Source organism: Leptolyngbya sp. ST-U4, assembly GCF_039962215.1.
Classification (GTDB): Bacteria; Cyanobacteriota; Cyanobacteriia; order Elainellales; family Elainellaceae; genus Leptolyngbya_A.
In genome coordinates, this window is the sequence record NZ_JAMPKZ010000002.1 from 353017 (window position 1) to 365730 (window position 12714).

Sequence of the window (12714 nt, forward strand, 5' to 3'; positions counted from 1 at the left end):
CTCAATCCTGCTGCATTCGACGCTCGATCGCATAATTCCATCGATCGCTGATTTGTTCAACCGGGAGATTGAGGAGTTCCGGGGTATTAGAGGTGGTCAGGCGCAAGCTTCCCCCTGTTTGGTTAACTTGACCGATCGCCTGCCAGCAGCCGTGGAGGTGCTGATTCAGATAGTCTTCCCAGGCTTGTACGTGATCGGGGGCGATCGAGACAATGATTCTGGCTCCGCCTTCGGCAAACAGCAAATGATCGAATCGCTCCGACAAAGCATTTGCAATTTGAATCTCTGCGCCCCGGTTGCCAGCAATACAGCACTCAGCTAACGCAACCGCCACCCCTCCCTCTGAGCAATCGTGCGCCGATCGCACCCAACCTTGCTTGATCCCAGTACGGCAGGCAGTTTGAACCTTGCGTTCCAGGTCAAAATCCACGATCGGGGGAAGTCCGGCGATCGTATTGTGCAGTGTTGCTAGGTATTCCGAGCCGCCTAGCGTTAGTGCGGGAGAGGCTTCTGTCATGAGACCCAGCAGATAAATGCGATCGTCTTCCGCTTGCCAGCCCTGCCCGGCAATTTTGCCTAAGTCCTGGACGAGCCCGACCATACCCACCACCGGAGTGGGATAAATTGCTTGGGGGTTGCCTGCGGGGTCGAGGGTTTCGTTGTACAGCGAGACGTTGCCCCCTGTGACGGGCGTACTGAATTCCTGACAGGCTTCCGCGAGTCCCCGGCAGGCTTCTGCAAGCTGCCAGTAGCCGATCGGCTTTTCGGGGCTACCAAAGTTGAGGTTATCGGTAACGGCAAGCGGTTCTGCACCCACACAGCTTAAATTCCGGGCGGCTTCAGTCACTGCCATTTTTGCCCCTTCGTAGGGATGAAGGTAGACATAGCGGGGATTGCAGTCTACGGTGGCGGCAACACCCTTGTTGAACGCGGCAGGGGCGTTGAGGGAGAGACGGGAATCAGGGGAAGCAGCAGGAAGTTGAGGACGGAGGCGGACGATCGCGGCATCTGCTCCACCGGGAAGCAGGACGGTGTTGTTTTGTACCTGATGGTCGTACTGGTGATAAACCCAGCGTTTTGAGGCGATCGAGGGCGTATCCAGCAGCGTCAACAGAACCTCATTCCAGGTGTAATTCTTGCTATCGATCGTAATGCCTTGTGCGGTGCAGGGCGGCAGCTGAGACTCGTTCCACTTCCAGGCGGTTTGGGCATATTGGGGCGGTTCGGGCGGCAGTTCCCGGTGATAAATGGGCGTGTTGTCTGCCAGTGCCGTAGCGGGAATTTCGGCGGCAATTTCACCTTTGAAGAGGATGCGGACGATCGGCTCCTCGATCACGGTTCCAGCGACGACCGCATGAAGTCCCCAGCGATGGAAAATATCGATGAGTTCCTGTTCGCGTCCTATGTGGGCAACAAACAGCATTCGCTCCTGCGACTCGGACAGCAGATATTCGTAGGGAATCATGCCTGTTTCGCGCACTGGAATTTTGTCCAGGTCTAGCTCAATGCCAACTCCACCTTTGGCTGCCATTTCCGATGTAGAGCAAGTGATTCCGGCAGCTCCCATGTCCTGCGCGGCAACAACTGCCCCAGTTTTGAATGCCTCCAGACAGGCTTCAATCAGGGATTTCTCCAGGAACGGATCTCCCACCTGCACGGCCGGGCGATCGTCAATCGATTCATCGCTTAATTCTGCACTGGCAAAACTCGCACCGCCCATGCCGTCTCGTCCGGTCGTAGAACCTACATACAGCACCGGATTGCCACTGCCATTCGCGCCCGATTTGACGATTTCCGGCGTTTCCATTAAGCCGATCGCCATTGCATTCACTAAAGGATTGCCCGAATAGGCGCGATCGAAGTACACTTCACCGCCGATCGTAGGAACGCCAACGCAATTACCATAGTGTGAAATTCCCGCGACCACGCCGCTAAATAGCCTTCTCGTCCGGGCATCTTCTAGATCGCCAAACCGCAGCGAGTTAAGAACAGCGATCGGACGTGCACCCATCGTGAAAATATCACGTAAAATGCCACCCACTCCGGTTGCAGCTCCCTGAAAGGGTTCAACGGCAGAGGGGTGGTTGTGTGACTCGATCTTAAATGCCAGATGCAGCCCGTCGCCCATGTCTACTACGCCTGCATTCTCACCAGGCCCCACCAGGATGCGGTCACCTGTAGTCGGGAAATTCTTGAGAAGAGGGCGCGAATTTTTATAGCAGCAGTGTTCTGACCACATCACCCCAAACATTCCCAGCTCTGCTTTGTTGGGATGCCGCCCCAATCGCTGCAAAATCTCCTCGTATTCTTCGGGCTTAATGCCTTCGGAGGTAATTTCTTGCAGCGAAAAAGGAGCGTTGGCGATCGAAGGAGCATCAGACATGAAGGCTTGCACCGTAGGGCGAAACAGAACAAGCTTTATTGTATCGGGTCGATCGGCTAATTGAAGTCCAGGTGGTGATTGAGATGCATCAGGTGGGGCGGCTGCTTGTGGTTAATGAGTTGGCGCAGAAAGTTGCGGGCGTATTCCAGCGAGAAATGGCGCGGCTTGCCTTCATAGATGATTTGATATTCATTGCTGGATTCTCCGTTGCCGTAGCCGGAGATTAAATGACGATGAAAGGCTTCCTCTGCTAATCGCTCAATCTCGTTTTTCAAGTTGGCTTGAGGACGGTTTGTCATAATTGACATTACTTAAAACTCAGCACTCCATTAGTTATAGAATCTTGATGGTTTTATTGCACCACTCATCGGTCATACGCCGATTGATAGTGAGAGAATCATTAGGATGAAATTGCCTTGGAAGATTAAGGAAAGCTTGAGAATCCTTTATAAGGAAATGCTAAAAGAGTGGGTTCAGAGAATATTGAAAGAGCGATCCCTGTGACTGGAACTGCCCCGCGCTGCGGCAGAAATCTAGCTCTCCCCATGATTTCAAAGTGTCTGCTTCTCTTAGGACGAAAAGTTTTGTGTCGTTCCAATGGGATTAGAACAAAAGATTCATTTGTGAATTTGCGCGTTTAACACTGCTCAAACAGCCTTTGAACTCCGATATTTTTATGTCATCGGATCAGGGAACGGCTTATCTAGAGATAGAGGTAAGTCCCGCATTCCCGTTATAAAGTTTCTCATGATGTGAAAGAGAAAACGATCGCCTCATGGTACTCAACCCAAGCCGGGGTTACAGTCAAGAACCTCATTTCGACCGTGGCTTCGATGCTTCCGACCTGTCTCCCGTGAATGCACGCCGAAGCGATGCCTTTGATATCTTTAATTTTCGTCATATTGAAGGTCCAAATCCTTATTTAGAAACGGCTGCTTTTGTCTTCGATTTTGCGCTAACCGGAGCGGGTGAACCGCTTGCGATCGAAGACTATCTGGATGAACTGAGCCAGCGGTATCCGCACCTGCGCGACGAGCACTATCCGTCCCATGCCCATTTGTTTGCACGGACGGCAGCCGAAGTGAACAAGCTGGAAATGGGTTTGCACTTCGAGCGCTGGTCGGTCCTGCTTCAGGACGAAAAGGCGCAGGGCGACAAAGCAAGAATCGCAATCGAGTGTCTTCATGCTCGCACTTGTCGGGAAGTGGTGTACTGTGTCTGGGACTGGTTTGAGGCAATTCGCCAGGACAAGCCTTTCTCGCTCGACGATTCGCTGGAAGTGATGCAGGGGTTATTCCGGCGATCGGTGTACGGTGGTCCCACCGTGTACGCGCTGCTGCGGACAGCTCATCAGAAGGGAATTCCTGCGTTTTACCTGTGGGATGAGGGCTTAATGCAGTACGGCTACGGACGCAAGCAGGTGCGAGGCATCGCAACCACCTTTAACCACGATAGCCATCTGGATTCTGACTTCACCACGCGCAAAGACGACTGTAAAGCTTTTCTGGAAACGCTGGGCTTTCCTGTGCCCCGGGGTCAGGTGGTGCGATCGCTGCAAGACGCACTCAGAACTGCTGATCGCATTGGCTATCCTGTAGCGGTAAAGCCTGTCAGCGGACACAAAGGCATCGGTGTGACGGCAGATGTGCAGGACGACGCTGAGCTAGAAGCTGCCTATGAGCGGGCGGTACAGGCAATCGAAGAAGATCAGCCCGTGCGAATTATTGTGGAAACCAGCATTTCGGGACGCGATTATCGCTTGCTGTGTGTGAATGGGCGATTTGTGGCGGCAACCGAGCGACAGCCAGCCTCGGTGAAGGGCGATGGCAAATCCACAATTGGTGAACTGATCGATCGCGAAAACCGGTCGCCCCTGCGTGCGGATACTCCAACTTCACCAATGGGCAAAATCCAGGTTGATCAGGCAATGCACCTGTATCTGGAGCAGCAGAACCTCTCGCTGGACTCGGTGCTAGACCGCGATCGCATCGTGTATCTGCGAAAAGTGGCAAACCTTTCGGCGGGCGGAGTCAGCATTGACGCAACCCACAGCGTCCACCCAGACAATATCATCCTGGCGCAGGATATCGCCCAGCATTTTCAGTTGACCTGTTTGGGAATTGATGTGATCGCGTCGGATCTGGCAACGTCCTGGCGACAGGGCAATCTCAGCATTATCGAAATCAATGCGGCTCCGGGCGTATATATGCACCTGCGTCCGTCGATCGGCTCCAGCGTTGATGTAACGTCTCCGATTCTAGAAACGTTTTTTGAGTCAGGCGAAGCGGCACGAATTCCGACGATTACCTTCAACCGGGTGTCGGTGAAGGAGTTGGAGGAACTGATCGATCACATTCTGCTGCATCACCCCAACTGGACGATCGGGGCAGTCTGCCGAGAAGGTGTGTTTGTGAATCGCTCCGAAAAGATGATGCACTCGGATTACAACACTAACCTGATGAGCCTGGTGCGAAATCCGCGTCTGGATCTGCTGATTACAGAGTATCCGGGCGAAGTGCTGGAGCAGCAGGGAATGTTCTACTACGGCAGCAATATGGTGATTCTGGACAATCCTACCGAAGCCGAGAAAATGCTGAGCCGCGATGTATTTCATGAATCGATCGTCGTCACCCGTGAAGACAGCACGATTTCGATTTACCGGAATGGATTAATCGAGCAGTATCATCTCAGCCCAGAAGAGCCGTTTAGCCGTGTCTTCCTGAAGGAGGTTGCTGTAATTCTGTAATCAGACGATCGGCATGGGCTGGTTGTTCGAATCCAAGGCGATCGATTCTGCCCGCTCCGGGTAAATCATGCCTGCCGCTCCTAAGAAGGAATTGGAGGCTTGCTTATCCCTCCTCCCCTATCCCTTATCTCGTCATCCACTTACCGAGAACGGCTCTGCCAGACCTGGATCTGCTGCTGCGCACTCTCATAAATCGATGAGCTTGACGGAATGCTCTTGGCAATGCGAATTGCGCCCGTCACATCATAAAGTGCCTGGGATTCAGCCCTTTGCAGAATCTCCTGGCTCCACTGGTCGACCATCCGATCAGCTTCTGCGCGGGCGAGGCTACCGGAGGGGATGCGGTTTGCGATGCGAATGGCAGAAATCAGCATTCGGGTGCTTCCGGCACTGGCGGCGCGGTATGCCTCCTGCATCTCGCTTTGTCCCTGCGATTGCTGGCTCCACTCTTGAATGTCAGACTGTGCCTCGTCATAAAGCGACCGACCGCTGCCGATCTGGGTGGCGACCTCGATCGCATCTCCGTATCTGCCCTGGTTCGCCAACTGCCTTGCCCGATCGAGCAAAGGCTTATCTATCGAATCTTCAGCCCGATCGCGCCAGGTACGAATTTCGTCCTGAGCTTCAGCGTGAAGCGATCGACCATTGCCGATCTGACTGGCAACCTGGATCGCGCTGTTCCAATCGCCACCCGCCGCCAACTGCCTTGCCTGATCGAGAATTGGTTGATCTTGAAACTGCTCGACCCGATCACGCCAGCCACGAATGCGATCCTGTGCCTCGCCGTAGAGTGCCCGACCGGACTGGATTCGACTGGCTTCGTTAATGGCAGCCTGGAGCGCGGCAATATCACCATCGTTGGCAAACTGGTCAGCGCGATCGAGAAAAGGCTGGTCTTCGGTGGTTTCAATCTGCGTTCGCCACTCATTGATCTGATCTCTGGCTTCCGTGCCACGCGGGTTGCTGCGGGGAATCAGCTGCGCTTCAGCAATAGCAACTCGCAAATCATCGAGGGTTCCACCTGCCGCCAATTCTTTCGCGCGATCGAGAATGGTGACATCTTTGATTTCAACCTGCCAGCGGCTGATCCACTGTTGTGCTTTGCTGTAGAGCGGGCGATCGGACTTGATGCGCTGTGCCCCAATGATCGCCGCTTCCAGATCGTCCACTGTGCCGCCCCATGCCTGAGACTGAGCCATTGCCAGGGTATTGAAGTCCTGCACTTCCGACTGTAATTTGGCAGATTCGGGAATCAGACTGGTGATGTTCATTGCCTGACTGTAATCCCGGCGATCAAGGGCGGCTTCTGCCAGCGCAAACAGTTCGCGTCCCAGATCGGGCAACATTTGCTGTGCTTTGCCGTAGACATAGCTAACAGGCTTGATTTCCTCGATCAGCTTCAGAGCAGCCAGCAGGTTATCCACACCGCCCCGATCAATCAGTCCTTTTGCCCGGTTGAGTTTGCCGATGTCGTCACGGGTAATCGTAATCAGGTTGCTGAGTTCCTGATATTTAGTGGTTGCCCAGTAGCGATTATCTACGTCCGACAGACGACTAGTCAGCAGAAATGCCTGCCGCACGTTTTGCTGCTTTAGCGCGGCTTCTGCCTGCTTGTATAGGGCTTCTGCCTTAGACCAAACGGTTTGCCACAGCTTGACCCGATCTTCAACCAGCTTGTGCGCTGCCGTGTTCGATGGAATTTTACGGGCAGCATCAACGGCTTCATTCAGTTTTCCCGCCTGAAAAGACCCCTCCGCTAAATCAAGAATTTCGCTTGCCCAGGCTTCAATGCTGCGATCGATTTCGGGACGCAAGGGGTGATCCGCAGGCAAGGCATGCACCAGATCGATCGCTTCCAGCAAATCCTTCAGGGTTCGCTTCTCGGCGGCGACCTGAGCGCAGTAGAGCCGTAAAGACGCAGAAGCCGTCGGCAAAAACATTTCCGGACAGTTGGGCAGAGAGGGCAACCTCAGCAGGGCGATCGCAGACAAAATGCCAATTCCGCTCAAGCCAAAAACCAAGATCACTGCCCACCAGTGCAAATGGCGAGCCGAAAGTTTGAACCAGAAGGGGCGGGTCGTCACTGGCTCCTTGCTAGCAGGACGGCTCGATCCGTTTACGAAGGGAACGGCTGAAGAAACGGTCGATGCCAGGATGTTTTCCTTAAAGCCGTCTTCTTTTAGATTGTCTGATCCGGAATCTGAACGATGATTTAAATCTGAATCATTTTCGATCGCCTCGGCTTCATCCCAAAGCAGCGAGTCTGGCTCCTGTACAGATTTTGCCGGAATCGGATCGCGCGGCAAAGGGGCGGCTGAAGAGGGATTGGGCAACACGGCTCTTGCAGGAGAACTGCTCGGCGCAGGCTGAGGCGGCTTGCTCGGCGGAGCAGCATTTTGCGGCACGGGCGGCAACTTCAGGGGTGGAATTGTTTTGGGCGGCACATGCCCCGGTCGGCGATTCGATCGCTCTGGCGGTTCTGGCGTGCCATAAGTTCTCGTCATACCTTACCCCACACGACGCTAACCCACTCTACCGCATCTCGGAAAAATCACTCTATCTTTTAATACCAGAGAAATCAATCACGAGCAGGTAAAAATCATATCAAATCGACTGAAATCTCCCGAACGGAGAAGAACGATCGATTTCATTCCCCTATGCAGCTTACCCGAACGAAAGATTAGCAAAGATAAAAGACTACCCTGCACGAAAGAACGGATTCAGGCTCACTGACCACCCTACTACCAGCCCTGTAAAAGAAACGAGCGTCAGAACGATTAACGACTGCACGCGATTGCACCCCATATTTTGCAGATCAAGCCGCGCCAAAATTTCTGCTGCAAGCACCACCAGGCAATAGCCAAACGCCCGAAACCAGACGAGTGCAAACGTGACGCTAATCGCCGCGATTAAAACTAGGCAAAAGTAGCCCAAGTCTGACTGAAGCCACCGTCGCGCAAACAGCCGCAGCCGCGCAAACAGCGTGGTGAGCAGAAGTGCCTGGAGCAGCGTAAAGGTAATCGCCAAACTCCAGGTCAGCCAGGAAACCGTTGTGCGGGCAACAAACCAGCTAAAAGACGTATAGGCAATAAACAGCAGAAAAAGCGATAACCAGGGCAGCTTTCGCATGAAATTTATAGGGTTCATCCAAAATTCTGAGCGGGCAGCAATATCAGACTGCGCTAGCTCATTCTTTAATATCCTGACCCTTTTATTATGAAGTCATCGAAACTGCTTCGCCGCACACAGAGCACAGGCAGACCAGCGAACCAACTCGCCTTCTGGGGTGGGACAGTGGCAGGTGGGGCAAAGAGGCAAATGCTGCGATCGGCTTCGCATCTGTTGTGCCCAGCTTCGGAAAGCCGTTTGCGGATCAGTCGCGGCAGCGGAAGTAAACGGAGTCGGATTCTTGAGGCGGCTGGGGTGGCTCTGCCAGAGGGAAAGGCTATCGGTTTTAAACAGACGATCACCCATTTGCCACTGCGCCGCCGAAAAGCGGATATCTTTTAGCCCTAGCGCGAGGCGATCGTTGAGCTTGGTGAGAATTAAGTGCCGCTCAAAGGCAAGGTTTTGCGCCCAGGCAGGACTGGATGTGGCGACCTGCAAAACTTTGCGCTGAATTTCAACCGGGCGAGTCTGGGCAGCGACAGCAAGCCCCACCACCTCATTCCAGCAGGCAAGCAGCTTTTGAAACTGACGACGACTTTGCCAATTTTCCTGATGCTCGATCGCACCCAGGACATGATTCAGCGAGTTAAAACGATGACTCGGCATTCACTCATCCTTCTTCTAAAACAGCAGGCTGAGAAAATTTAAGACGGAAACAAGTATTTTTTCAAAAATTGGTTATGATATGCCAGTAGAAATCTGGCAACCGCTGTAGACTCTACTGATAGAGTTATATCAGCAGATTAACTGGATCTCAACTCCAAATCTAGATACTAGATAAATGTTTTTCCTCTAGATCGGGTTGTCCATCGCTTGAGCTATAGGCAACCGGAGTCAAGCTCAGTCGCAGTTGCATGAGTAGAACAGGCGATCGTGTCACGATTGTATCCCTAAAATCTCTGCAAATCTCTGTCCGCAGATTTATAAACTGAATTTTTTGTTTGATTTGATTTTTGTTTGATTTGTTGTTTTGGCAGGAGTACCGCTATGAGTCAACAATCCCAGAGGGGGAACTGCGTCGCACCGTCCTCCCAGACGATTTCCTCGATCACTGCGTCATCCGCTTCTTCGCTGCATCCGCTCTTGCAGGCTGCCCTGGAGAATCTTGATGTGCAGCTTGAGGAAGAGTTGACTCGCTATCGGCGACAGCAACGCCTACAGCCAGAAACCATTCGGCGTAAATCCAGTTTTGCCAGCTCGAAACTGCTTCAACAGCCAGCAGGTCTTCAGCTTCCGCAGGTTCCTGCCCCAACGCCGGCATCGCCCGATGGGACTCCTCTTGTACCAAACGGTTCGCCCATCAGCATTGCCCCATCCATTCCGATCGACCCTGCTGCTGTCGACCCCGCTGCCCCGGAATCCCCCACTGCTCCCTCAGCAGAAGTAGCTCAGCTTGCGACCTTAGAAGCAGGGTTGAGAACCGATTCGCTCCAGTTGCCCGATGCAGAGCCATCCGCCCCCGAAGACTATCTCGCCTCCAGCGAAGAACTGCTTCGCAGCATTGCCGAAGAAGATCCACAGCAGCGCGTTGCTCAGCCCGATCGTCTGCTAGATACCCTGCTCACGCCGCTGGGCATTGGGTCACTGCTGCTACTGCTACTCTCCACCGCGACGCTGGGCTATCTGGTAATGAACCCAACCAGTCTCGGCTTTCTCTCGGCTCAAAAGCCAGCCGCAGATTCACCTAATGCTACCCCTAATGCTGCTCCCGCCCAGCCGTCTCCGGTTCCCGGCGTAATTGTCGCACCCTCTCCAAACCTAGCTGCAAAAGAGTTTGTTGAACTGAACCTGAACACGCTCAGCACACTACCCAAGCCTAGCCCAACCGCCCCGCAGAAACCGTCTGCCAGCCCTTCTCCCCAGGCTGCAAACAGACCCTTAGAACCGCTCATTCCACCTGCAACAAATCGCTCTGGAACAGGCAGCTCTGGGGCAAGCAGCAATGAGCTAGCCACAGTCATCGTTCCACCTGAGCCTGCGGTGATGGCTCCTGCTCCCGCTGAAAATTTCCGTCCTGCTGCATCCAGCCCCCGGCGGTCGGCTTCTGCGCCATCCCAGTCTTCCGGGCAATCATCGCTTCGGGAAACTGCAGAGCAGCCGACTTCACCTGTTGCCCAACCCGCTGTATCGGCTCCTGCTCCTGCTCCCGCCAGTGAACCTGCCCCCCGTGCTGAAAGTCCGGCTCCTGCGGTGGCAGCCAATCCTTCGTCCGGGCAATCGAATTACTACTATGTTGTGACTCCCTACCGCAGCGACTCTGACCTAAATCAGGTACAGGAAGCCGTTCCCGATGCCTATGTGCGGAACTTTTCTGATGGAGCCAGTGTGCAAATGGGGGCGTTTAGCGATCAGTCTAAGGCACAGGAGCGAGTTCAGGAACTTCAGCAGCAGGGGATTGAGGCGGAGGTGAAAGCGCCGGAGTGAGAATGGATGGGTAGGATAAGGGGCAGTGTAAAAGCTTTCACGCTATTCAAACTGTCTCTAATATAGGGGAAGTTTTTAGGTCGGCGATCGTCCTCGTGCCGGTACAAAATAAAACGGTGGTTAGCTCTGCTTTCAGGGCTGTGACCAGTTCTTGTAGGGCAGTTTCTGAGTCGGCGGCGGCTTGCAGGAAGGGCAGGGCTAGACCACCCAGATCAGCACCCAGGGCGATCGTTTTTGCCACGTCGAGTCCATGACGGAGTCCGCCGGAAGCAATCAGGGGCAGGGTGGGAGCGATCGATCGGACGGCGAGAATGCAGTCTGCGGTGGGAATGCCCCAGTTGGCAAAGGTTTCGCCCAGACGACGCTGAAGGGGGTCTTTGGCGCGTCCACTTTCGACTTTTGCCCAGGAGGTTCCACCTGCCCCGGCGACATCGATCGCCCCCACTCCGGCTTCGAGCAGCCGCTTTGCCATTGCCGCAGAAATGCCGTTGCCGACTTCTTTCGCAATCACAGGAACGGGCAGTTTGGCGCAAAGCTGGGCAATTTTGTCGAGCAGTCCGTGAAAGTTGGTGTCACCTTTGGTCTGCACCGCCTCCTGGAGCGGATTGAGGTGCAAAATCAGCGCGTCGGCTTCCAGCCAGTCGATCGCTTTTTGGCATTCTTCAATCCCGTAGCCGTAGTTCAACTGAACGGCTCCCAGGTTAGCAAACAGCAAGATATCGGGGGCAACCGATCGCACGGCAAAACTCGATCGCACTTCTGGCTTTTCGATCGACACGCGCTGCGACCCTACGCCCATTGCCAGCCCGTATTCCTGCGCGGCTTCCGCTAAGCGATAGTTAATCGTCTGTGCCAGCTCGGTTCCCCCGGTCATTGAGGAAATCAGCAGCGGTGCGCCCAGCGTTTTACCTAAGAAATTTGTCCTGAGGTCAATCTCACGACGATCGAGTTCAGGCAGACAGCAGTGAATAAAGCGATAGCGTTCCAGTCCGGTCGTCTGGCGAAACTGCACATCGTCTTCCAGACAAACCCGCAGATGATCCGCTTTACGTGCCTGAGTGATTTCAGCTTCTGCGGGAGCTGCACTGGGAGAAATTTGACGGTTGGGGTGAGAACTGCGAGATAAAGTCACGATCGTTGGAAACTGCGAGAAAACGTTGGCTTTCGCTAGTGTCTCACAGGATTAGAGCGATAAACCCCGTATCTTTTTTTTACGGTATTTGCAATCTTGAAAACGCTAAACTCCGCGTCGAGTCGTCAGCTCCACCGCATCGCGTCCATCGATCGCCTGAAGATAGACCTTGACCTGCTCATCTCTAGAAGTCGGCAGCTTTTTGCCCGTGAAATCAGGGTGGATCGGCAGTTCTCGATGCCCACGATCGACCAGCACTGCTAGCCAGATTGCTTCGGGTCTGCCATAGTCATGCACTGCATTTAATGCGGCTCGAATCGTGCGTCCTTTAAAAATCACATCGTCCACCAGCACCACAATTTTTCCCGATAGGTCAAATGGGATCTCGGTTGTCTCTGGCGTTCGCAGATCGTTGCGATCGAGGTCATCCCGGTAAAAGGTAATGTCGAGTGCGCCGATCGGAACCCGCACCTGCTCCAGCACCTCGATCTGACGCGCCAGCAGCTCCGCCATCGGCACACCTCGCGTATAAATGCCCAGAAGCACCAGCTTCGACAAATCATCTGCCCGCTCCACAATCTGAGAAGCCAGACGAGTTAGGGTGCGGCGCAATTCGTCAGCAGAAAGGATTTCGACCAGTTCGGAAGACATGGGGGTGGGGAGTGGGGGACTTGTGAATATTTTAAGGGGTGCGGGGATGGGGAGTAGAAGCGTAGGAGAGTAGAAGCGTAGGGGGCGGGTAATATTAAAACCTGGAGATTGCATAATGGCATAGTGGACTGAGACCCACGCTCCCCCTTCACGCCCTCACCCACTCACCCCTGCTCACGCACCCCCCACTCATCCACCCCGCCACCCTCC

The 12714-nt window shown here is 54.0% G+C and carries 9 protein-coding genes; 2 read left to right on the forward strand and 7 right to left on the reverse strand.

All coding sequences use genetic code 11. The annotated features are described in order from the left end of the window. Position 1 precedes the first annotated feature (1 nt). Both purL and NDA02_RS07070 read right to left on the reverse strand, forming a co-directional pair. The gene (purL, locus tag NDA02_RS07065; protein ID WP_348246203.1) at positions 2 to 2383 is read right to left on the reverse strand and encodes a phosphoribosylformylglycinamidine synthase subunit PurL; all 2382 of its coding nucleotides are present in this window, start codon (positions 2381 to 2383) and stop codon (positions 2 to 4) included. Positions 2384 to 2439: 56 nt separating this feature from the next. Further along, positions 2440 to 2691 (reverse strand): hypothetical protein, encoded by a 252-nt coding sequence (locus tag NDA02_RS07070; RefSeq protein WP_242067478.1) that lies wholly within the window; start codon positions 2689 to 2691, stop codon positions 2440 to 2442. A 467-nt stretch (positions 2692 to 3158) separates the two neighbouring features. On the opposite strand from NDA02_RS07070, the gene NDA02_RS07075 reads away from it, so the two are divergent. Beyond that, on the forward strand, positions 3159 to 5129 hold the full coding sequence (locus NDA02_RS07075) for an acetate--CoA ligase family protein (RefSeq protein WP_190793358.1): 1971 nt from the start codon (positions 3159 to 3161) through the stop codon (positions 5127 to 5129). Positions 5130 to 5269: 140 nt separating this feature from the next. On the opposite strand, the gene NDA02_RS07080 is transcribed toward NDA02_RS07075, so the two are convergent. From NDA02_RS07080 to NDA02_RS07090, 3 genes are all read right to left on the reverse strand, one after another. After that, positions 5270 to 7633, reverse strand: a complete 2364-nt coding sequence (locus tag NDA02_RS07080; RefSeq protein ID WP_190793357.1) for a chromosome segregation ATPase — start codon at positions 7631 to 7633, stop codon at positions 5270 to 5272. 193 nt (positions 7634 to 7826) lie between these two features. Further along, on the reverse strand, positions 7827 to 8258 hold the full coding sequence (locus NDA02_RS07085) for a hypothetical protein (protein WP_190793356.1): 432 nt from the start codon (positions 8256 to 8258) through the stop codon (positions 7827 to 7829). 93 nt (positions 8259 to 8351) lie between these two features. Continuing rightward, on the reverse strand, positions 8352 to 8903 hold the full coding sequence (locus NDA02_RS07090; protein ID WP_190793355.1) for a DciA family protein: 552 nt from the start codon (positions 8901 to 8903) through the stop codon (positions 8352 to 8354). Positions 8904 to 9284: 381 nt separating this feature from the next. Here NDA02_RS07090 and NDA02_RS07095 point away from each other — a divergent pair, with 381 nt between their 5' ends. Beyond that, positions 9285 to 10721 (forward strand): SPOR domain-containing protein, encoded by a 1437-nt coding sequence (locus tag NDA02_RS07095; protein ID WP_348254705.1) that lies wholly within the window; start codon positions 9285 to 9287, stop codon positions 10719 to 10721. Between the two features lie 46 nt (positions 10722 to 10767). On the opposite strand, the gene fni is transcribed toward NDA02_RS07095, so the two are convergent. Next, positions 10768 to 11817 carry a type 2 isopentenyl-diphosphate Delta-isomerase gene (gene fni, locus NDA02_RS07100; RefSeq protein WP_190792248.1) on the reverse strand — a complete coding sequence of 350 codons (1050 nt, stop codon included), beginning with the start codon at positions 11815 to 11817 and terminating at the stop codon, positions 10768 to 10770. Between the two features lie 141 nt (positions 11818 to 11958). Continuing rightward, positions 11959 to 12504, reverse strand: a complete 546-nt coding sequence (gene pyrR / locus NDA02_RS07105) for a bifunctional pyr operon transcriptional regulator/uracil phosphoribosyltransferase PyrR (RefSeq protein WP_190792246.1) — start codon at positions 12502 to 12504, stop codon at positions 11959 to 11961. Positions 12505 to 12714: the final 210 nt, after the last annotated feature.